This is a genomic window from uncultured Campylobacter sp. (assembly GCF_938041645.1).
Lineage (GTDB): Bacteria > Campylobacterota > Campylobacteria > Campylobacterales > Campylobacteraceae > Campylobacter_B.
On sequence record NZ_CALIST010000059.1, the window covers coordinates 23,184 to 43,313 of the forward strand.

Consider the following 20,130-nt stretch of genomic DNA (forward strand, 5'->3'; position numbering starts at 1 on the left):
AGGCGCTTTTTACGCGCCGCATTTATAAAAAATTTTAAGGATTAAAAATGATCAAATCTTTAGTTTTCATCGCGATTTGGATGATCTTGCTAATCGCGAGCTATAAATTTATAAAGCTAAACATTACTCATCAAGAAAAAAGAGAGCAGTAAAAGCGTAGAAATTTTAAAAGCTTGCGGCCCGGAATTTCGCTTTAAATTTAGAGAGCGAAATTCCGGCTCAAGGTGCGGGCGAAATTTTATCTAGCCCTTGTAATCGATATTTTTTTCAAACTCTTTAAGTCGCATATGGATTGAGCGAAGCTCCGTGATCGTCGTCCAGTTATTGATAAAAACGCTAAAGCTGCCACGTACTTGGTTAAAAGCATTGCCTACTTGAATCATCACTCCAAGCGTAATCGCCTTAGTAAAAAGCCCTGGTCCCATTATGAGATATGGCACGATAACTAGGATTTGCGAGAAAGAATTTAGCCATAAATCAAAGTAGCAGTAGTGCAAAAATAGCCTGTAATAGTTCTGCTTTAGTTTGCCAAATAGCGTCTTTGTGGTCTCTTCGCTCGCATATTCCGCCTTATTCTCCTCGGCATAAACCAGCTCTTTGCGAAACGCAGCTTCCGCCTTTTGATTGTTGTATTCAAGTCTAGGCAGAAACCAACCTACTAGCCAAGAAATTATCAGTCCGCCGATGCTTACTGCAAGTGCGATCCACACGAGAGAGCCGGGAATTTTTTTGAGCGCCTCAAAAGGTACTTTCTCGCTAAGGCTCCACAAAACAGGGATAAACGCAAAAAGAGTCATCGCCGCCGAAAGCACGCGCGTGCCGATATCTTCGATGATTTTTGAGAAGCGGTAGATGTCTTCTTGGATACGCTGCGAGCTTCCTTCGATATCTTTACTTACCTTTTTCCAGTATGAAAAATAGGAAAAGGTCATCGCCTCTCGCCATTTAAACGCCCAAATTCGCGCCACGTATCGCTCCGAAATCGCCGCCGCTACGGCAGGCATCGCTATCCATAAAAAGACCCTCATCTGCGCGTAAAAATCGTTTAACGTATGACGATCTACGTTTTGACACAAATCATAAAATACGCGATACCATTCGTTGAAACGCACGCTCAGCGTAGTTTGATACCAATTGATAGCGATCAAAAATACTAGCCCTGTATATGCTAAAAGCGCCCATTTTTTGCTTTTAAAAAATGAAACGAACATTAGCGTTTCTCGGAGCTTTTTGGATTCAAAATCGCTGTAAATAGCCTATCGCTTAGCATTTGCGCCGCTTCTTGCACATCCGCGCTTTTTACCGCATTTATGCTTGCCGCGTAGCTTTTTTCATCATAGAGCGGATAGCCGTAAAGCTCGTGCGCAGTGATATTAGCAAGCCAAAAATCGTTCGTCTGCGCAGCCCTTTTGGTCGATAAAATTTGCGCTTTTTTGAAATTTGCCAGCTCGCTATCTTTCGCACCGGAGCTTTCGATCTGTTTTAAAATTTCACTCACGCTTGCTGCAACCACACGGGCATCTTTCGGCTCGGTAGAAAACGATACATTCAAGCTCGCTGCGATTTGTGGCTCACGCACATAGGCGCTATGCACCATCGCCGAGTAAATTTGTCCGCGCGCCTCGCGGATCTGCTCGACGATGCGATTGCTTAGCACGCTTTTTAAAGCTTGAAATTTATAAGCGTCTGCAAAGTCGAAATTTTGCAGCTCATAGTTTGAAAAAATCATCCGAACTTCGCTTTTATCACTATCGCCGTAGTCTTGCACAATCTCGCCGCTAGAAGTATTTAGCATCAAAGTTTTAGGCGTAGCGCTGCTTGTGCCGGGCTTTAGATTGCCGATATATTTGGCTAGAATTTGTTTCGCGCGCGCAGGCTCAAAATCGCCGCTAAGCACAAAGATAAAATCTCCAACACCTGAAAAAATTTCATCCGCATCGCGTTGTAAATCGGCAAGATTTGCGCTCTTTACGTCATCTACGCTAAGCGGCTGCTTACGAGCCATATCTCCCGAATATAGCGATTTTAAAATTTGCTCGCCGAATTTAAATTCCGCCGTCTCGTCTCGCAGCGCGATCGCCGAAATCGCGTCAGTTTTGTATTTTGTAAGTGAGCTTGCATGAATTAGCGGCTCGCTAAATCTTGCGTAAAGCTCGTGTGTCATCGCCTCCAGATCCGCTCCTGCGCCTCTAAAACCGCAGTCTGCGTCATCCATCCTAAATCTTAGCTTATAATCAAATTTTGAGGTCAAGCGTCCAGCTTCGTATTCGTTTAGCTCGCCTATGGTGCCCGAGTTTAGCAGCGCGGTTAGAATTTCGCCATGAGCCTTGCCGAAATGCGCGTAGCCACCTTTTTTAACGGCTGCGAGGGTGATTTTATTTTTCTCGCTTTTAAGGGGTTTTAAAATTACGCGAGCGCCGTTTTTAAACTCCAAAATTTCAGTGCCGCTAGCGCCTTTTTGTGCTTTAAATTCCGTCTCTTTTAAATCTGCTCCCGCAAGCTGCTTGGAAGCAAGCTTTGAAGCAGCGAAATTAAACGGCAGCGCTTTTTCGTAGAGCAGCTCCGCGTCTTTTTGGCTAATGCCTAAATCCTTTGCCGAGATAATCTCCGTAAATCTCGCTCCATCCGTTATCTGAGAGAAAAATTTATTAACATCCGCTAGCGTTATTTCTTCTAACGCCTTGAGGCTTAGATCGTGCTCGTCTTGCTTACTAAGCTTTACATTGCCGTTTTGTACGAAATCAAGTAGTGCCCCTATTTGCGCACTTTGTGTATCGTTCTTAAGCAGATCGGCTTGCACTTGATGTTTAAATTCCGCCTTAACGCTATCAAAATCGTCATTGTTAAATCCGTGTTCGCGTACCCCTTTGATCGCGCTAAAAAGACTACTTAGCGTGGCGTTGGCGTCGAAATTAAAAATATTCGCGCTTATGCTGTATAGTCTGCGGTTTTTAAACAGATCGTCCGAGCCGAAATAGGCTTTAAGCGGAATTTTAGCATTCACATTCATCGCGTCGTATCCAAGCTCCATCAGCCTCGATACGTAGGCTTGCAGCCACTCATTTTTAAGCGCACTGTAGCTTCTTAGTGGTTCATATTTGCCTGCGTAAAGCACGCTAGCGACATTAGCGCCGAGCTCGGGCTCTACGGTGCTTGCTAGCCCGCCTTCAAATGGGCGCAGGCTAAGATCGCGCGGGATTTTTTCGCCGTGCGCAGAAAGAGAGCTAAAATTTTGCTTGATTAGGTTTTTAATCTGCTCAATGTTTACGTCGCCTACGACTATGATGCTAATGGCGCTAGGAAGGTAGTTGCGCGCGTAGAATTTTTTCAGCTGCTCGCTAGTAGCACCCGAGATTATCTCGTTTTTGCCGATCGGAAAGCGCCTTGCGAAGATGGAGTCCGGATACAGATAAGCGGCGCGTTTTTCGTAAAAGCGCCTCTCAAAGTCTTTTTTAGCTTCTTCTAGGATGACGCCCTTTTCTTTTTGCGTTTCGTTTTCGTCAAATTTAACGCCGCCTGCGTAATCTTGCAGCACCAAAAATACGTCCTTTAGCGTCTCGTCATTAACCTGAGCTTGGATATTATAGGTGGTGTTTTCAAAGCCCGTTTGCGCGTTTAGATCGGCGCCGAATTTTACTCCCAGGCGCTGCAAGGTATGAACTAGCTCGTTTTTATCGAAGTGCTCGCTGCCGTTGAAAGCCATATGTTCGACGAAGTGCGCAAGCCCCTGCTCGTCATCATTTTCATCGACGCTACCCGCGGCTACGTTGAGGTAAAAAAGCGCGCTTTTTTTCGGTACGTCGTTTTTGAGGATATAAAATTTCACGCCGTTTGCCAGCTCGCCGCGCACGACGCTAGGATCGAGCTTAAGTGGCGCGTCCGGGTTGGTATCTGCGGAGTAAAGGCTCAAAGAGCAAAGCAGGGTGGCGATAAAAAATATAAGCTTTTTCATAATTGTCCTTGGATTTAAAAACTTGCGATTGTAACAAAAGCTAGTTTAAAGTATGATTTTGCAAGCTTTGTTATGAGTGAAATTTTGCTAAGGATTTGGGATTTTACTTGCGGTTTTAAAATTTTACTTGCAGAATTGAGAGGAATGGAATTTTTGGAATTTTTGGAATTTTTGGAATTTTTGGAATTTTTGGAATTTTTGGAATTCCGCTGCCGAGACTTAAAATTTTGGCAGCGGAATTTAGAAAGCTTTGCTAGCTTTAACAGCCCATGCAAGGCTAAATTTAAACCTTACGCAGTTAGAATTAGAATTCGTACGCCCGCGCGAAGAATTTTACAACTTATAGTTTGCTCGCATTTTTGTCTAGATACTCTGCGACGCCCTTAGGATCTGCTTTCATTCCTACGTCGCCTTTGTGCCAGCCTGCCGGGCAAACCTCGCCGTGCTCGTTTGTAAATAGCATCGTATCGACCATTCGAAGCATCTCGTCGATATTGCGACCAAGCGGTAGGTCGTTGATGACGGCGTGACGGACGGTGCCGTCTTTGTCAAGCAGGAAGCTGCCGCGAAGCGCTACGGCATTGCCGAACAGCACGTCGAAGCTGCGTGCGATATCTTTTGTGATATCCGAAACTAGCGGGAACTGCACTTTGCCGATACCGCCTGCATTTACTGGAGTATTTTTCCATGCAAGATGCGTAAATTCGCTATCGCAGCTAACGCCGATAACTTCGATACCCTTGGATTTGAAATCTTGATATCTGTGATCGAATGCAATGATCTCGCTTGGGCAGACGAAGGTAAAATCTTTTGGATAAAAGAATACGACCGCGCCTTTTTCGCCGATATTTTTATAGAGGTTGAAATCCTCAACTATTTCGTTGTTGCCTAAAACCGCAGTTGCCGTAAAATCAACGGCTTTGTTGGTTACTATCATTTGTTTCTCCTTGTTAATAAAATTTATGATGGCGATTATACATTTTAAAACTTTAAATTTGCTGAAATTTGATGAAATTTTTTATATAATAAAATTTATTTGTTTGATAATATTAAATTTTATCATTTTTTAAATTTAGTATGTTATCATCGCACTTCATTTTTTGATAAAGGAGAAAAAATGGCTGTAAAAATTACCGATATTTGCATTAGCTGCGGCTCATGCATCGACGAGTGCCCGGTAAATGCGATCGTGGACGATAGCGATAATCCAAGCGGCGAGGATAGCTACTACGTATATGCCGATAAATGCGTCGAGTGTGTAGGCTACAACGACGAGCCGGCTTGCGCTAGCGCCTGTCCGACCGACGGTTGTATCATCTGGAGCGACATCGTAGCGGGTCAACCTAGCAGGGATAGTATAGGTGCGGATCTACGCAGCGGAGATACCCCGGTATTTGCTTAGCAGATAAAATTCCGCGATCAAATGCGCGGAATTTTAATTCATTCAATCCTTAAATAAATTTTAACCTATTTTTCGATACAATCCGCCTTTCACTTTAAGGAGATTATATGCAGCAAACGCTTTCTATTATTAAGCCTGATGCCGTTAAAAAGGGCGTTATCGGCAAAATTATCGATCGCTTTGAAAACCACGGATTAAGAATCGCGGCGGCTAAAAAACTATGCCTAAGCGCCGAAGATGCGGGTAAATTTTATGAAATTCACAAAGACCGCCCTTTTTATAAGGATCTGATTGAGTTTATGACTAGCGGCCCGGTGGTCGTAATGGTGCTAGAAGGCGATGATGCCGTAGCTAAAAATCGCGCGCTAATGGGCGCTACCGATCCGAAAAAAGCCGATAAAGGCACTATCAGAGCGGACTTTGCGGACAGCATCGACGCTAACGCCGTTCACGGCAGCGACAGCTTAGAAAACGCAAAAACCGAAATCGCGTTTTTCTTTGCAAAAAGAGAAATTTACTAAGAGCGCCACGTGAAGATCGCTTTTGCTAAAATTTCCGCCGCGCCCGTGCCGTTTGAAATTTCGCAAGACAGGCTTAAGCTCAGCGGAAATTTAAAACGAAAAGACTCTAAGTTTATCGAGTGCAAGGGCGAAATTAAGGGTAAAATTCCATACATTTGCGACCGCTGCGGCAAAGAATTTGATCTTGACGTGAGCGAGAGCGTAAATTTGCTTTTAAGCGAGGGTGTTTTTAACGACGAAAAGCACGAGAGCTTGGATGTGATGGAGTTTTTCGGCGCCGAAGTTGATGTGGATGAAATTTTAAGAAGCGAAACGGGAGCTTTTAAAAGCGACTATTTTTATTGCGAAGAATGCAAGAACTAAATTTATAAAGGAGAAAAAATGGCAGTTCCAAAGCGAAGAGTTAGTAAAACTCGTGCGGCGAAAAGACGCACTCACTACAAAGTGACCCTTCCTATTCCCGTCAAAGATAAAGACGGAAGCTGGAAAATTCCGCATAGAATAAACAAAACTACGGGCGAATATTAATCCGATGATTTGCGTTGCTGTAGACGCGATGGGCGGTGATTTCGGCTGCGAGCCGATAATAAACGGGGTCGTAGATGCGCTGCGAGAGCGTAAATTTAATGCATTTTTGGTAGGCGACGAAGCACAAATCAAGCCTTTTATTCCACAAGATCAAGGCTTTGAGAAATATATTACTTACGTAGCTGCAAGCGAAGTTTTCGAGATGAAAGAGGGCGCAACCGACGCTCTTAAACGCAAAGAGAGTAGCATCTTTAAAGCGGTCGATCTAGTAAAAGACGGCACTTGCAAAGCCGTGGTATCAGCAGGACATAGCGGCGCTACGATGAGCCTTGCTACGCTTCGCATAGGAAGGCTGAAAGGCATTTTACGCCCGGCGATTGCTACGTTGATGCCAAATTCTATAGGTGGACGCACGCTCGTGCTGGATGTGGGCGCTTATGTGGATTGTAAGCCCGAGAATCTGTTTCAATTCGCCATCATGGGCGAAGCATACGCCAAAGAGATAATGGGATTGCGCGCGCCACGCATCGGTTTATTATCCAACGGCGAGGAGGATAGCAAAGGCAACGAGGTAACAAAAGAAACCTTTCATATGCTTAAGAAGATGCAAAATTTTATCGGTAATGTCGAAGGCAATCAAATTTTTGATGGCTCGGTAGACGTGGTCGTGTGCGACGGATTTATCGGCAACATTATGCTAAAATCCAGCGAAGGCGTCGCGAGCGCTATCGGCAAACTTATCAAAAACGAAACTAAAAAATCTCCGATCGCCATCGCTGGCTCCATCTTGATGAAGCGCGTCTTTAAAATTATCAAAAAAAGTACGGATTATGACGAATACGGCGGCGCGCCACTTTTAGGCGTCAAAGAATGCGTCATCATAAGCCACGGCAAAAGCACCCCGAAAGCCGTTAAAAACGCGATCTTTCAAGCGCTTAAATTTGCAGATTCTAAAATCAACTCCGCGATAGAAAGCGAAATTTCTTCAAACGAATAGGAAAACGAATGCAAAAAGCCTCGATGATCTCAATCGCAGCATACGCGCCGAGCGAAATTTTAACCAATTTCGATCTTGAAAAGATGGTTGAAACGAGCGATGAATGGATCGTCAAGCGAACAGGCATTCATGAGCGCCGTATCGCGAAGGGCGAGAGTACTAGTGATCTAGGCGTGAAAGCGGCGTTCAAGGCGATCGAGCGTAGCGGCTTACAAAAAAACGAGATCGATGCGATAATTTGCGCCACGATCTCGCCCGATTATTTCTGCATGCCCTCGACTGCGTGTGTCATCGCAGATAAACTGGGCTTAAATTTCGGCATCACGGCATTTGATATAAATGCCGCCTGTACGGGCTTTATTTATCTTTTGGAGCTCGCAAAATCCCTCATCGAAAGCGGTGCCAAAAAACACGTGCTGATAATCGGCACGGAAAAACTAAGCTCGATAGTCGATTGGAGCGACCGTGCTACGTGCATACTTTTCGGCGACGGCGCGGGCGCTGCAATTATCGCGGCACGCGACGATAACGGAATCATCGACATTCATACCGCTAGCGACGGCAGCAAAGGCGATCTTCTCATTACTCCGGCTCCGGGCAGCGTCAATCCGCTTAGCAGGAAGATCATCGACGAAAAGCTAGGCTTCATGCAGATGGTCGGGCGCGAGGTCTTTAAAATCGCGGTACCGACGCTCAGTAACGACGTCGTGGAGATTTTGGAGAAAAATAAAATTTCGCCCGAGCAGGTCGATCTTTTCATCCCACATCAGGCAAATTTACGCATTATCGAGGCAGTCAAGGCTAGACTGGAATTTAGCGACGAACAATGCGTGCTTACGATCGGCAAATACGGCAACACGAGCTCGGCGTCGATCCCGATGGCGATAAATGACGCTTATGAGAGTGGCAGGCTCAAAAACGGCTCGCTTATGCTTTTAGATGCGTTCGGCGGCGGCTTTACGTGGGGCAGCGCGCTTTTGAAATTCGGTGGCAAGAGCATAAACTAGTGCTTTTTAAATTTCATTATCTTTGAATTTCACCATATTTAAGAGTTAAAATTCCAAGCTTATTTACAAAACTAATTTCAAATTTATATTTATTCCGAGTTAGGTTTCAAAATTTTAAAATGAAGCGTTTGCGATTGAAAGCATATTATAATCTTGCGCAGTTAACATATCGGCTTCTGCGTGAGATAGTAAAACGACGTTAGTCTTAGGTCTGCTGCTTTTTGGCGGCGGGCTTTTCAAATACAAAAGAAATCAAATATTCGATAGCTTAAATGGGCGTTAATTTCAGCCGATTCTGCATTAACGGCTTTTATAGCTGCAAAGCTCGGCAAGTATTTTTACGGCGACGTATGGTGGATCTTTTGAGCGACCTACACATAGGCTTTAGAATAAAATTTAAATACCAAAACGCCCACAACAGCAAGTATCAAATTGCCTTAGATTTGAAATTTGGCATAAACGCCGGTAAATTTAATCAAATACCACAAACGGGGCGATAAAGGATGCCATGCCATGAGTGCAGAGGCGTCGTATCTAATATTGGTTTCGTTTGCCCTCTACAGCTATCCCTCGTTATACAATATACTCTAAAAAAGAGATAGGAAATTAGTTATCTCTATATAGATAGCGGCAAGCCGGAAGGTGCGGTCGCGTCAGCTGCAGACTGAAGCGGTCAATGCGTTTAGTTTTAGTACGAAAGTTACAGCGGTTTATAGGTTTTGATGGTAGGTCCAGCTCAATGCCATTGCAAGCATTGAAAAATTTTAGCACGAATGTTATCTCGCAGTTATGGACGACAGGTATTAAAGCATATTATTAAGGCGATTTTTTATAAATTTTAAGTTCAAATTCCGTTCGGATAAAATTTAGATTTATTTTTTAGAAATCGATCTGAAATTATCTAAAATTCCTCCGCTAGCTTGGACTATCTAGCGTTTTGTTCGTGTACCCGATTTAAAATTTTAAATAACGTAAAATCCCAAATTCTCGTGCTTAAGGATAATTTTTCTGATCTCTTTTAGTAAGCTAAGCGAGGCTTCGATTTCGACGCGGCGGGTGCTTACGCTCTCGACGTTTGCGCCTACGCTTACACCTTTTGCGAGGGCGTATTTATAGATGAAATCAAACATCTCTGCGCACAGCGCTGTTGAACTTTGTAAGATATCGACGCTGCTTTGCAGCCGTTGCTGCAAAAAATCCGGCACCGAGATGCCAAGCCACTTCATAAACTCAAGCGTCTTTAGGCTGCCGCACGGCGTGAAAGTAAAGATTATCGGCACCTTTTTGCACTCCAAAGCGGCGTAATCGTCGATGAAATCTTTGGCGTTTTGCACATTATAAACCGCCTGAGTGATAAAAAATTCGCACCCGTCCGCAGTCTTCTCCGCGATTTTAAGGTGCTCGTCGCGGCTCTTTTCGTGGCGCTCGGGTATGCAGATGCCGCCTAGACAAAGATGCGGTGCCACGAGTCGCTTGATCTCATAGGCGCGGCTTAGATGCAGTTTGCATTCTTCGTTTTTAGAGCTCGCCCCCACGAAAACACCGAGTCCGCTTGCGGCATGTCTTAGAATTTCGCAAAATTCCGCCTCGTCGTATTTGCCTACCGCGCGGTAGATGATCGCTTCTTTATCGGTGTGTAAATACTGCGTGTAATAGCACGCAGGATCGATCGTATGCACAAAAGGAAAGGTCCGCTCATCTTTCGTGCGCGCGCTTTCATCTTGTAGATCGTAGATGACGATGCCGTCGCATTCGCATTCGCCTAGGCGCTGCGACCACGCCGTACCTAGGCGCTCGAGCTCGTCTTGAGAGGACGTGATTTTAGGCGGAACGATGCCATAGAGCAAAATTCCGCTTTTTCCATTTCTAATTTTTTCTTTTAACACTTGCCATTCCTTGATTTTTCGCGCATTTTAGCAAATTTAAATTTAAAAATTTAAATGATATAATGCCGAACAAATTGCAAATTTAAGGAACGCAATGAAAACGCTTCAAGAAAATTTAAAGCTTTTTTATCTTGGGCTTGAAAACAGCGAGCCATTTTTGTATAAAAACAAGGATCTGACGACTCACGCGCTTATCATCGGAATGACCGGCAGCGGTAAAACGGGACTTGGCATCACGCTGCTAGAGGAAGCCGCGATCGATAATATCCCATCCATCATCATCGATCCGAAGGGCGATCTAACAAATTTAGCTCTTACCTTTCCGCAGATGAGGGCTGAGGATTTTGAGCCCTATATCGACGAGGCCGAGGCGCAAAACAAAGGCCTTAGCGTGCGCGAGTTCGCCGAGCAAACCGCAAATACCTGGCGCGAAGGGATCGAGGGCTCGTATCAAGACCTGGCGAGAGTGGAGCTTTTGAAAAACAGCGCCGATTTTAGAATTTATACGCCCAAATCAAGCGCAGGCCTTGGAATCAGCCTGCTAAGCGACTTTGAAGCGCCGAAAGGCTTAAACGAAGAGGATTTGAATAACTACGTCGGCGGTATCGCTACTAGCGTGCTAAGCCTCGCAGGGATTAGCAGCGATAATCTCAGCTCGCCGGAATTTTTACTAATCAGCCAAATTCTGTCTTATCATTTCGGTAGGGGCGAGGGGGTGAGCGTAGTGGATCTCATCGCGCAGATCGGCAACCCGCCATTCGATAAAATCGGCGTTTTCGACGTTAATACCTTTTTTCCGAGCGATAAGCGAATGGCGCTTGCGATGAAGATTAACGCGCTCATCGCAAGCCCGAGCTTTAAGCTTTGGTGCGAGGGCGAGCGACTAAATATCGCCAAGATGCTCTTTGATGAAAACGGCAGGGCGAGGGCGAATATATTTTCCATCGCGCATCTAAACGACGATGAGAGGATGTTTTTCGTTACGCTGCTTTTGGGCGAGATGATCAAATGGATGCGCACCACCAGCGGCACGAGTTCCTTGCGCGCCGTGCTTTATATGGATGAAATTTACGGCTTCTTCCCGCCAAACGGCAATCCGCCGAGCAAAACCCCGATGCTTACGCTGCTAAAGCAGGCTCGCGCTTTCGGACTTGGCTGCGTATTATCGACGCAAAACCCGGTCGATCTCGATTATAAAGGGCTTAGCAATATTGGTACGTGGTTTATCGGACGCTTGCAGACCGCGCAGGATAAAGAGCGCGTCATCAGCGGCCTAAGCGGCATCGGCTCAAATCCGATCGATAAAAGCGTACTTATGGAGAAAATTTCAAACCTCAAAAAGCGAAATTTTTTGGTAAAAAACATCAACGAGGACGTGCTGCGGGTAATCGAGACGCGCTTTGCGCTAAGCTATCTAAAAGGCCCTTTAAGCAACGAGCAAATTTCAAATTTAATGAAAGACAAAAAGGCTGAAATTTCGTCCGTGTCGGGCGCCGCGCAAGGCGTCAAATCCGCTGGTGCCGCCAAACCCGTAGTTTCCGGTGAAATTTCGCAGCTTTACAGCTACGGCGCGAGCCTTGAGCTAAGCCCGTATCTGTATGCAAGCGCGAAGATGCGATTTTGCGACAAGGGAGTCGATTTTACGCAGCAGCGCACTTTTTTGCTTTCGCTTTCGGACGTAAGCGAAATAGATTGGAGCGAGGCGAGCACGCGAGAAGTTGCAAATTTAAGCGGACAGGAGCAGGCGGGCTCGCTCTACGGCGCGCTTCCTAGCTTCATCGCGGGAGCAAAAAATTTAAACGCTCAGCTTAAAAGCTTTAAAGAGTGGCTATATCGCAATGAAAAACTCGAGCTTTTTAGCGCGCTTGATCTGCTCTCAAAACCGGGCGAGAGCAGGGAGGAGTTTTTTGTGCGTCTAAGCGATAAGGCAAATGAAATTTTAGAGGCCAAAACCGATGAAATCGCGGCTAAATTTGAAAAGGAAAAAGCGCGCCTTGAGGATAAAATTTCTCGCGCTAGCGAAAAATATGAGAAGGAAAAGGGCGACGTGCTAAGTCGCGGCGTGGATGCAGCGCTAAACATAGGCGGAGCGATCTTAGGCGCGTTTTTAGGCCGCTCGCGCAGCGCTAGCAATATCTCTAAAGCGATCAGCGGCGCAAAGAGCGCGCATAAAATTTTAAACGAGCGCAGCGAAGCCAAAAATGCCGAAAATAGCCTAAGCGCGCTACAAGAGGAGCTGGAGGTGCTTACGCAGAAATTTGAGGCTGAAGTAGACGCGCTAAAACAGAGCCTGGATCTGAAAAATATTAAACTCGAAACGAAAGAAATTTCGCCGAAGAAAACCGACATCTACGACGAGAAAATTTCGCTACTTTGGAAGAGTTAAAGGGATTTTATGAAAAAATCGGGAATTTTAGAATTTTTACTTAGCATCGTCGGAGCGCCTAATTTTTGGTGCTACTTTGCTGCGTATCTGATCGCTGCGATTCCTTTTGGGCTGCTGATCGGCAGATACCTAGGTGGCGTGGATATCAAAAGCGAGGGCAGCGGCTCCATAGGCGCCACCAACGTCCTTCGCGTCTTAAAAACTCGCGATCCACAAAAAGCAAAAAAGCTCGCGATCCTCACGGTTGTCTGCGATGCGCTAAAGGGCGTCCTGCCGATACTGATTGCGCGTGCTTTGGGCTTTGATGAAAACGTGCTATGGAGCATGGCTGTCTTTGCAGTACTTGGGCATTGCTTTAGTCCGTATCTGAAATTTAACGGCGGCAAGGGCATTGCGACGGGAGCCGGCGTGCTTGCTTGCTTTATCCCTATCGAGCTTATCATCGCGCTTGCCGTTTGGTTTGTAGTCGGCAAGACGGTTAAAATTTCATCCGTAGCATCGCTTGCAGCGGCGCTTACGCTAGTTATCGCTAGCTACGTGATCCATCCGCAGATGCCAGCGATCAACACTCATGCGCCGATCTTTCTGATAGTTTTCATCGTATTTTACAAGCACGCTCCGAATATCGCCAGGCTGCTTAAGGGCGAGGAAAAGCGCGTAGTATGATTAAAATTTTAATTGAAAAGCTGGAATTTGGCGCGATAATCGGGACGCTGGATTTTGAGCGCAAGCGCGAGCAGCGCGTGTGGGTGTGGGCGAAGTTCGGGGCGGAGGAATTTATCGACTATGCGCGGGTTTGCGAATATATCAAAGCGGAGTTCCGCGAGAAAAAATTTCGCCTCGTAGAGGACGCGCTAAAATACTTCGCGCAGGAGTTTCACTCAAAATTTCGATCGATGGATTATTTTTATATGAAAATTTTAAAGCCCGAAATTTTACAAGACGCGAGCGTCGGCGCGGAAATAGAGATAAAATTTTAAAATTTCTTTAAAAAATCTTGAAATTTTGCTTAAAATATGTTAAAATCGCCGCAAAATTTTAAGGCAAGGAAATTAAATGAGAATTTTAATAGTCGAGGACGAGGTGACTTTAAACAAGACGATAGCGGAGGGCTTGATGGAGTTCGGCTATCAGACGGATACTTCCGAGAGTTTTAAGGACGCAGAGTATTATATCGGCATTAGAAATTATGATTTGGTGCTAACCGATTGGATGCTAGCTGACGGCAACGGCATCGATCTCATCGCATTGGTTAAGCAAAAATCCGCGCGCACCTCCGTCGTCGTGCTATCTGCAAAAGACGATAAAGAAAGCGAGATCAAAGCGCTTCGCGCTGGCGCGGACGATTTTATCAAAAAACCTTTCGACTTTGATGTTTTAGTAGCACGCCTCGAGGCTAGACTTCGCTTCGGCGGCTCAAATATCATCAAAATCGACGATCTCATCATCGATCCGGATGAGGAAAAGATCACATATCTAGGTCAAGAGATCGAGCTTAAGGGCAAGCCGTTTGAGGTGCTAACTCACTTGGCGCGCCACAGCGATCAGATCGTCAGTAAAGAGCAGCTATTAGATGCCATCTGGGAGGAGCCTGAGCTCGTTACGCCAAACGTCATAGAAGTCGCGATCAATCAAATCCGCCAGAAAATGGATAAGCCTCTAAATATCTCTACGATCGAGACCGTTCGCAGACGCGGATATAGATTTTGCTTTCCACAAAAAGCCTAAGAGTCCGCTTTGTAATACAATTAGCATCCGCTTCGTTGATGCTAATTGTCATTTTTTCGGTAATGCTCTATAATTATATGAGAATTACCATCTTCGAAACTCCCGTTCAAAATTTAATCCAAAGAGCACAAAAAATCATAGAGGTCTCCGTGCCGCCTGAGAAAATTTCATCTTTTTTGCAAAACACGCCGGGCGAATACGAAAGCAAAATCATCGAAAACGAAAGTATCAATAAACCTAAATTTATCGAAAGCTCAGAGGATGGCAGGAGCTATTTGCAGCTGCATTATCCCTACGACAAGGATAAAATTTTAAGCATCAAAGCAGACGTGAGCGTCTATGCAAACATCGTAAATCAAATACTCATCGACATCATTTTAGTAAATTTGACGATGATATTTTTGGTTGTGTTTTACGCGATGTTTCTTTCGCGCATGCTGCTGATGCCGATTAAGCTGATCAGCCAAAGGCTCGCTTCGGTGGATGAAAAATTTCTAAAGCCGATCGACGCAGCGGAAATTCCAAGCGAATTTAGTCCGCTTTCAAATAGCATAAACCGCCTGCTTGAGCGCATCGAGACCTTCATTTTGTATCAAAAAGAGCTTTTTATCGGCATCGCGCACGAGCTTAAAACTCCGCTTGCGGTTATGAAAACCAAAAACGAAGTTACGCTCATCAAGCCGCGCGAGAGCGAGAAATATATCGAGGCGCTTAAAAATAACAACGATTCGATCGATAATATGAATAAGATGATCAGTTCGATCCTAGAGATCGGGCGACAGGAGGGGGCACAGTTCGAAGCGCCCGAACAGACCGATATGATTACATATCTACGGGAGCTATGCGTGGGCTTTAAAATTTTAGCGCGTACGGCGGGTAAGGATTTAACGATGGATCTTAAGCCTGAACAGCTTGAAATTTCGGTGCAGAAAAGCCTCTTTATGCACGTGATTCAAAATTTTATCCAAAACGCCATAAAATTTTCTCCGGACGGCGAAAAGGTACTGATCGAGAGCGAAATTTCGGACGGAAATTTCATCGTACGGGTCGCAAACAAAGGCGAGCCGCTTAACGAAGAGATCGATTATTTCGCCCCTTTTAAGCGCTACGGCGGCAAGCCGGGAGCCGGACTCGGGCTATTTCTAGCCAAAAATGCTGCTCAAGCGATGGGCGCGCAAGTAGATCTTAAAAACGATGAAGCGCGCTTGCTAATCGTCGCGATTTTCAAACTTCCGCTAAAAAATTTAAGAAATAGCCCGAAATTCCGCTATTTTAAAACAAAATGAAGCTTTTTATGGTATAAACGCCATAAATTTTTTCGTAAGGTAAAATTATATGTCATTGTTGATTACAAAAGAATGCATCAGTTGCGACGCGTGCCGCGAGGAATGCCCTAATGAAGCGATTTTTGAGGATGAGCCGATATACATCATAGACGCCGATCGATGCTGTGAGTGCGTAGATGATTACTCCGAGCCCGCTTGCATCGTGGTTTGTCCCGTCGAGTGTATCATCACCGATCCCGATAATATCGAGACGGCAGACGAGCTGAAATACAAACACGTCCATATGGAAATTTAAATGCCCAAGCGCGTAGCCGTCATAGATCTGGGCTCAAATTCCGCCAGAGCCGTGATTTTCGAGCGCACGAGCAGGCTCGGATTTTTCATTTTGGCCGAGCACAAGATCAAGATCCGCCTAGGCGAAGGCGCTTACGAAAACGGCGGAATTTTAACTTCCGAAGCGATGCAAAAATGCCTACTCGCGTTTAAAAAATTTAAAACCCTCATATGCAATTACAAGGCCAAGCGCGTGCTTTGCATCGGTACATCCGCGCTTCGCGATGCGCCAAACGGTGCCGAGTTTATAAATCTCGTCCGCAAGCAAACGGGCATCACGATCCGTAAGATAGATGGGCAGATGGAGGCGTATTTGGGCGCCTATGCGGCGCAGAATTTGCTTAGCGACTTTTCCGAGGGCGTTACGCTTGACATCGGCGGCGGTTCGACCGAGCTTGCTTACATCAAAAACGGCAGGATAGAAAATAAAATTTCTCTAAATTTAGGCACGGTGCGGCTAAAGGAGCTGTTTTTCGACCGCGGCGACACAAAGGGGCTGGAGAAATACATAAACAGCGCGATATCCCGGGTAGGCGCCGAGTTTCGCACGCAAAATTTAATCGTAATGGGCGGCTCTGCGCGAGCGCTCTCGGGCGCCGTGATGAGCCTGCAAAACCATCCGCTAAAGATCGTGCATAATTTCAGCTATGATTATGAAAAATACGCGCCGTTTTTTGCCAAGCTGATGAGTGCAAAGACGCTTGATTTGGCGAAATTCCCGATCAAAAAAGACCGCTACGACACGATCAGAGAGGGCGCCATCATCTTTGATAAGATCGTAAGGCGCCTGGGGGCGAAAAAGATCATCACAAGCGGCGTGGGAGTGCGAGAGGGGGCGTTTTTAAGCTCGATTCTGCGCGGCGCAAACCTGCCTAAAGGCTTTAATCCGAGCCTAAGAAGCCTTAAAGATCGCTTCGCTTCCGAGCCCAGCGAGGCTCCGAAGTTCGCAAAGGCGCTGTTTTGCGCGCTATCGCCGCTGCACGGCTTGAATGAAAAATATATTAAAATTCTTCAGATTGCGGCATCGCTTTGCGAGATCGGGCGGGCGATCGGCTTTTACGCCAAGCATGAAACCAGCGCGGATATGGTGCTCGGCGGGCTGAACTACCGCACGACGCATAAAGAAAAGGCGCTAATAGCCGCGATCATCTCGATGCACGGAAAGCGTGAGCTGGGAGCTACGTTCGCGCCTTTGAGCGCGATTTTGCCGGACGCCGCCAAGCTTGCCTGGCTCAGCTATATTTTGGAGCTTGCGCGCCTCCTAAGCGAAAACGCGCTGAAAAATTTAGAATTTAGCTTTGAAAACTCTACTCTTAAAATCTCCGGCGCGGATAATTTGATAATGTTTAAAGGAAGCCTTAAAAAGCTCGCAAAACCCGCAATTTTCGCCGTAAATTTCGTCTAAATTTAGCTTTAAATTTAACCGCTTGCCGCGAGATTTTCTGGCTACACGCTTATACAAAGTGATTTAAATTTCATGCTTTTTTAAAATTTCATTGCGCGGTTTACAATATTTCGCAGCGCTATTCGCGGCTCTTGCGGTTAAATTTAAGCTGCGATTCGCGCCCTGCGCGGCGGCGTTTTGCGTTTTGGAAAAAAGGAAAGTAGATGGGTGAGCGGGTCGGCGAGCAAGCGCACAGACGGGAAAGTAGGCAAGTGAACTTGGCGCAGGAGATACACGGGCGGTGCGGCGAAATTTAAAACATTTGCACCGCGCGCGGTATTTTGCAAACACAAATCGTTTGATGATGCTCGCCAAATCGCGGTTATGCGGTCAAATTTTAGATCGTGTAAATTTATAACTAAGCGATAATCAAACGGCGGTGCGAAATTTAATTGAGTTAAATTTTAGATCGTTCAAATTTAAAACGGCGGCGAGAATCACGCCGCAGCAAGAATGCCCAGCTATCTGTGCAGCGCTCCGAAATTTCGTGCAATATTCCAGTGATCCACGCATCGCTGTGGAATTTCATACAACACCAAGAGATTTCATGCGGCGCTCCAGTATCCCGCGTAGCGCTTCGGGCGATTCGCAGAAAAGCGCCCCGACAATCCGTGCAGCATCCGAGGCGATATGCAGAAGCGCCCGACGACGAGTGTGGCGTCCTGAGCAATCCGTAAATATCCTTCGCGCGAGCTCTAAAATCGCCCCAGAGCCTCTTTGACGTGATCCTCTGCCATATCGATATTCCACATCGGCTCAAAGACGAGATCAATCTCTACCTCGCCGATACCTTCCACGCTCTCGGCACCCGCGCGCACCCATTCCACCATCATCTCGTGTAGCGGGCACGACTGAGTCGATAGCGTCATCGTGACTTTGGCGTTGTTTTTGTCGTCCACGGCGACATCATAAATGAGCCCCAGCGACACGACGTCAAAGCCCACCTCGGGGTCCACTACGGCGCGAAGCGCGTCGTAAATTTGCTCCTTCGTTACTTTCATTTTTCCTCTCCGAATTTTATGTAGTTAAAGATATTTACGATGTTAATTAGCACCAAAATTATGCTTGCCGCTTGCAAGATCACCGCAGGCGTTAGCGCTCCGAAGCTCGCGCACGCAAGCGCTAAGACGTTCGGCACGCAGGCTGCGTAGGCGATCTTTTTGATTATCATATCCTCTAGCATAGGGATTTTGCGCTTGCCGACGAAGGGCGAGACGTAGTGATACCAGATGAGAAAGGGTGCGATTTTATAAAGGTGCGCGACGATGAAGGCGAACAAAAAGCCGTATAGCAGCCAAAACGCCACCGCATCCGCGCGACTTGCGAGCCAAAATGCCGCGCTAAATCCCAAGGCCGCCAGCGAGATATAGACGTTTAAATTCCAATAATCGATCGCTTTTCGCACCCGCTTGGCTAGGATATAGATCGCCTGAGCCGCAAAGCTCGCAAGCGCGGCAAAGGCGATGAAAATTCCAAAATCTTTTAGTAAAAACGGCCCTGCGAGCAGATACAGCGCCAGTGAAGCTTTTGCTAGCGCGAAGCTTAGATCGTGCGCCAGACTAAACATCGGCAGCAGCACGCACGCAGCGCCTACGATGACGAAAAACACAAAGCCCAGCACGAAGTATATGTGATAGGATAAAATTTCCGAAAAATACACTCCGAAAATCTCCACGCCGCTAAGCGCTAGCACGAGGGCAAAGCCAAGGCTAATCCCTACTGCCAAAAACGCAGCCGAGATCGCAAGCGCTACAGCGGGGAAGCTCCATTTGGGCGTGCCGATGAAGCTTAGCGCGTAGCAGATCGTAAAATAAAATAGGCTAAGCAGCAAAACGCCGCCGCCTGCGTGCATCAAAGGGATGCTTGAAAGCAGCAATCCCGCGCTTAGCAGCGCCACGCCCGCGCTATAGGCGAGGAGATTTAAAAACGCAAATTTGACGGTGAAAAATTCCTTTTGGATGATGACGGAGGTGAGCTGATAGAGCGCTCCGATGATTATGCTGATTACAAATCCCAGCAAAAATACGTGAAAAAAGCTCGCCGTCTGCGGCGCCTGGATCACGCCGAAATCGGCCTTTAAAAAGCTCGCCGCGCTTAGCAGCAAAAAGATAAAGCCGCAGATGAAATAGCCGCCTACGATGCGAAACGGCGGCGAAAAGGTCGTGATATTCATCTAAATTTTAAAGCCCTTTAGCCGTGGCACTTCGCGTCGGTATCGAAGCCCTCATTGACCGCGCCCGGTTTTAGGCTGATGGTGAGCTTGACCGCGTCGCCGTCCAGATCCTCGCGTGTAATGTCAAATTTAGACTCGATCTTTGGGATCAGCCCCATCGGGAATTTATGATTGACCATGACGACCTTTTTGGTTTCGTCTTTTACGAAATTTAGCGCCACCAGCGCATTTACCATCGGCTCTGGCGGGATGCATTTGCGCGAATCAAAGCCGATGTATTCCACGCCGCCCTGCGATTTTTTGTAAAATTTCACCGTAGCGCCCGCCGCGTCGAACTCCTGCCAGTCTGTGAAAAAATCCATACTTGATCCTTTTTTAAAATTTCGCGCGATTATATAGCAAATTTTAAAATTTTGAAATGAGGCAGGTCAAGTCCTATTCGGAATTTGTAAATTTAGCCGAATTTTAATACACTACGTGTTAAAAT

At 46.2% G+C, this 20,130-nt stretch carries 21 protein-coding genes; 14 read left to right on the forward strand and 7 right to left on the reverse strand.

Going from position 1 to position 20,130, the window contains the following annotated elements:
• Positions 1–242 precede the first annotated feature (242 nt).
• The 3 genes from Q0600_RS08835 to Q0600_RS08845 all read right to left on the reverse strand — a co-directional run bounded on the left by Q0600_RS08835 (position 243) and on the right by Q0600_RS08845 (position 4,889).
• Positions 243–1,211, reverse strand: a complete 969-nt coding sequence (locus tag Q0600_RS08835; RefSeq protein WP_298759344.1) for a putative transporter — start codon at positions 1,209–1,211, stop codon at positions 243–245.
• On the reverse strand, positions 1,211–3,952 hold the full coding sequence (locus Q0600_RS08840) for a M16 family metallopeptidase (RefSeq protein WP_298759347.1): 2,742 nt from the start codon (positions 3,950–3,952) through the stop codon (positions 1,211–1,213). The genes Q0600_RS08835 and Q0600_RS08840 overlap by 1 nt, the downstream gene beginning before the upstream one ends.
• 340 nt (positions 3,953–4,292) lie before the next feature.
• A complete protein-coding gene (locus Q0600_RS08845) occupies positions 4,293–4,889 on the reverse strand; it encodes a peroxiredoxin (RefSeq protein ID WP_298759349.1) in 597 nt (198 codons plus the stop codon).
• Positions 4,890–5,069: 180 nt separating this feature from the next.
• Between Q0600_RS08845 and Q0600_RS08850 the strand changes: the two genes are divergently transcribed.
• The 7 genes from Q0600_RS08850 (at position 5,070) to Q0600_RS08880 (ending at position 8,907) form a co-directional block, all read left to right on the forward strand.
• Positions 5,070–5,354 carry a 4Fe-4S dicluster domain-containing protein gene (locus Q0600_RS08850; protein ID WP_298759353.1) on the forward strand — a complete coding sequence of 95 codons (285 nt, stop codon included), beginning with the start codon at positions 5,070–5,072 and terminating at the stop codon, positions 5,352–5,354.
• 107 nt (positions 5,355–5,461) lie between these two features.
• Positions 5,462–5,875 (forward strand): nucleoside-diphosphate kinase, encoded by a 414-nt coding sequence (ndk, locus tag Q0600_RS08855; RefSeq protein WP_298759356.1) that lies wholly within the window; start codon positions 5,462–5,464, stop codon positions 5,873–5,875.
• A 9-nt stretch (positions 5,876–5,884) separates the two neighbouring features.
• Positions 5,885–6,238 carry a hypothetical protein gene (locus Q0600_RS08860; protein ID WP_298759359.1) on the forward strand — a complete coding sequence of 118 codons (354 nt, stop codon included), beginning with the start codon at positions 5,885–5,887 and terminating at the stop codon, positions 6,236–6,238.
• 18 nt (positions 6,239–6,256) lie between these two features.
• Positions 6,257–6,403: a 50S ribosomal protein L32 gene (rpmF, locus tag Q0600_RS08865; RefSeq protein WP_005871250.1), complete on the forward strand. Its 147-nt coding sequence runs from the start codon at positions 6,257–6,259 to the stop codon at positions 6,401–6,403.
• 4 nt (positions 6,404–6,407) lie between these two features.
• Positions 6,408–7,400, forward strand: a complete 993-nt coding sequence (gene plsX / locus Q0600_RS08870; RefSeq protein ID WP_298759361.1) for a phosphate acyltransferase PlsX — start codon at positions 6,408–6,410, stop codon at positions 7,398–7,400.
• Positions 7,401–7,408: 8 nt separating this feature from the next.
• A complete protein-coding gene (locus Q0600_RS08875; RefSeq protein WP_298759364.1) occupies positions 7,409–8,407 on the forward strand; it encodes a beta-ketoacyl-ACP synthase III in 999 nt (332 codons plus the stop codon).
• Positions 8,408–8,757: 350 nt separating this feature from the next.
• Positions 8,758–8,907 carry a hypothetical protein gene (locus tag Q0600_RS08880; protein ID WP_298096707.1) on the forward strand — a complete coding sequence of 50 codons (150 nt, stop codon included), beginning with the start codon at positions 8,758–8,760 and terminating at the stop codon, positions 8,905–8,907.
• Between the two features lie 462 nt (positions 8,908–9,369).
• Here Q0600_RS08880 and Q0600_RS08885 read toward each other — a convergent pair whose 3' ends face one another.
• Positions 9,370–10,293, reverse strand: coding sequence for a methylenetetrahydrofolate reductase (locus Q0600_RS08885; protein ID WP_298759366.1), 924 nt, complete (start codon positions 10,291–10,293; stop codon positions 9,370–9,372).
• Positions 10,294–10,387: 94 nt separating this feature from the next.
• Between Q0600_RS08885 and Q0600_RS08890 the strand changes: the two genes are divergently transcribed.
• From Q0600_RS08890 to Q0600_RS08920, 7 genes are all read left to right on the forward strand, one after another.
• Positions 10,388–12,679, forward strand: a complete 2,292-nt coding sequence (locus Q0600_RS08890) for a DUF87 domain-containing protein (protein ID WP_298759368.1) — start codon at positions 10,388–10,390, stop codon at positions 12,677–12,679.
• A gap of 9 nt (positions 12,680–12,688) precedes the next feature.
• Positions 12,689–13,345 (forward strand): glycerol-3-phosphate 1-O-acyltransferase PlsY, encoded by a 657-nt coding sequence (gene plsY, locus Q0600_RS08895; RefSeq protein WP_298759371.1) that lies wholly within the window; start codon positions 12,689–12,691, stop codon positions 13,343–13,345.
• Positions 13,342–13,659, forward strand: coding sequence for a dihydroneopterin aldolase (locus Q0600_RS08900; protein ID WP_177388069.1), 318 nt, complete (start codon positions 13,342–13,344; stop codon positions 13,657–13,659). The genes plsY and Q0600_RS08900 overlap by 4 nt, the downstream gene beginning before the upstream one ends.
• Before the next feature lie 76 nt (positions 13,660–13,735).
• Entirely contained in the window at positions 13,736–14,407 is a 672-nt protein-coding gene (gene hsrA, locus Q0600_RS08905; RefSeq protein WP_005871260.1) for a homeostatic response regulator transcription factor HsrA, read from the forward strand.
• A 77-nt stretch (positions 14,408–14,484) separates the two neighbouring features.
• On the forward strand, positions 14,485–15,693 hold the full coding sequence (locus tag Q0600_RS08910) for a HAMP domain-containing sensor histidine kinase (protein ID WP_366517546.1): 1,209 nt from the start codon (positions 14,485–14,487) through the stop codon (positions 15,691–15,693).
• 49 nt (positions 15,694–15,742) lie between these two features.
• On the forward strand, positions 15,743–15,988 hold the full coding sequence (locus Q0600_RS08915) for a YfhL family 4Fe-4S dicluster ferredoxin (RefSeq protein WP_005871264.1): 246 nt from the start codon (positions 15,743–15,745) through the stop codon (positions 15,986–15,988).
• Positions 15,989–17,431 (forward strand): Ppx/GppA phosphatase family protein, encoded by a 1,443-nt coding sequence (locus Q0600_RS08920; RefSeq protein WP_298759378.1) that lies wholly within the window; start codon positions 15,989–15,991, stop codon positions 17,429–17,431.
• A gap of 734 nt (positions 17,432–18,165) precedes the next feature.
• Here Q0600_RS08920 and Q0600_RS08925 read toward each other — a convergent pair.
• Genes Q0600_RS08925 through Q0600_RS08935 form a run of 3 tightly spaced genes read right to left on the reverse strand, consistent with a single transcriptional unit; the run spans position 18,166 to position 20,005 of the window.
• Positions 18,166–18,471, reverse strand: a complete 306-nt coding sequence (locus Q0600_RS08925; protein ID WP_298759383.1) for a metal-sulfur cluster assembly factor — start codon at positions 18,469–18,471, stop codon at positions 18,166–18,168.
• The gene (locus Q0600_RS08930) at positions 18,468–19,643 is read right to left on the reverse strand and encodes a peptidase M50 (protein WP_298759384.1); all 1,176 of its coding nucleotides are present in this window, start codon (positions 19,641–19,643) and stop codon (positions 18,468–18,470) included. The genes Q0600_RS08925 and Q0600_RS08930 overlap by 4 nt, the downstream gene beginning before the upstream one ends.
• A gap of 17 nt (positions 19,644–19,660) precedes the next feature.
• On the reverse strand, positions 19,661–20,005 hold the full coding sequence (locus tag Q0600_RS08935) for a hypothetical protein (RefSeq protein WP_298759386.1): 345 nt from the start codon (positions 20,003–20,005) through the stop codon (positions 19,661–19,663).
• Between the last annotated feature and the right edge of the window lie 125 nt (positions 20,006–20,130).

What these genes read in the sequence shown, in the direction of transcription:
- Q0600_RS08850 (WP_298759353.1), top strand. Translation starts at nt 5,070, where the DNA reads ATGGCTGTAAAAATTACCGATATTTGCATTAGCTGCGGCTCATGCATC.
- Q0600_RS08840 (WP_298759347.1), bottom strand. Translation starts at nt 3,952, where the DNA reads ATGAAAAAGCTTATATTTTTTATCGCCACCCTGCTTTGCTCTTTGAGC.
- Q0600_RS08835 (WP_298759344.1), bottom strand. Translation starts at nt 1,211, where the DNA reads ATGTTCGTTTCATTTTTTAAAAGCAAAAAATGGGCGCTTTTAGCATAT.
- Q0600_RS08900 (WP_177388069.1), top strand. Translation starts at nt 13,342, where the DNA reads ATGATTAAAATTTTAATTGAAAAGCTGGAATTTGGCGCGATAATCGGG.
- plsX (WP_298759361.1), top strand. Translation starts at nt 6,408, where the DNA reads ATGATTTGCGTTGCTGTAGACGCGATGGGCGGTGATTTCGGCTGCGAG.
- Q0600_RS08935 (WP_298759386.1), bottom strand. Translation starts at nt 20,005, where the DNA reads ATGGATTTTTTCACAGACTGGCAGGAGTTCGACGCGGCGGGCGCTACG.
- Q0600_RS08920 (WP_298759378.1), top strand. Translation starts at nt 15,989, where the DNA reads ATGCCCAAGCGCGTAGCCGTCATAGATCTGGGCTCAAATTCCGCCAGA.
- rpmF (WP_005871250.1), top strand. Translation starts at nt 6,257, where the DNA reads ATGGCAGTTCCAAAGCGAAGAGTTAGTAAAACTCGTGCGGCGAAAAGA.
- hsrA (WP_005871260.1), top strand. Translation starts at nt 13,736, where the DNA reads ATGAGAATTTTAATAGTCGAGGACGAGGTGACTTTAAACAAGACGATA.
- Q0600_RS08915 (WP_005871264.1), top strand. Translation starts at nt 15,743, where the DNA reads ATGTCATTGTTGATTACAAAAGAATGCATCAGTTGCGACGCGTGCCGC.
- Q0600_RS08925 (WP_298759383.1), bottom strand. Translation starts at nt 18,471, where the DNA reads ATGAAAGTAACGAAGGAGCAAATTTACGACGCGCTTCGCGCCGTAGTG.
- ndk (WP_298759356.1), top strand. Translation starts at nt 5,462, where the DNA reads ATGCAGCAAACGCTTTCTATTATTAAGCCTGATGCCGTTAAAAAGGGC.
- Q0600_RS08890 (WP_298759368.1), top strand. Translation starts at nt 10,388, where the DNA reads ATGAAAACGCTTCAAGAAAATTTAAAGCTTTTTTATCTTGGGCTTGAA.
- Q0600_RS08875 (WP_298759364.1), top strand. Translation starts at nt 7,409, where the DNA reads ATGCAAAAAGCCTCGATGATCTCAATCGCAGCATACGCGCCGAGCGAA.
- Q0600_RS08930 (WP_298759384.1), bottom strand. Translation starts at nt 19,643, where the DNA reads ATGAATATCACGACCTTTTCGCCGCCGTTTCGCATCGTAGGCGGCTAT.
- Q0600_RS08880 (WP_298096707.1), top strand. Translation starts at nt 8,758, where the DNA reads ATGGTGGATCTTTTGAGCGACCTACACATAGGCTTTAGAATAAAATTT.
- Q0600_RS08845 (WP_298759349.1), bottom strand. Translation starts at nt 4,889, where the DNA reads ATGATAGTAACCAACAAAGCCGTTGATTTTACGGCAACTGCGGTTTTA.
- Q0600_RS08910 (WP_366517546.1), top strand. Translation starts at nt 14,485, where the DNA reads ATGAGAATTACCATCTTCGAAACTCCCGTTCAAAATTTAATCCAAAGA.
- plsY (WP_298759371.1), top strand. Translation starts at nt 12,689, where the DNA reads ATGAAAAAATCGGGAATTTTAGAATTTTTACTTAGCATCGTCGGAGCG.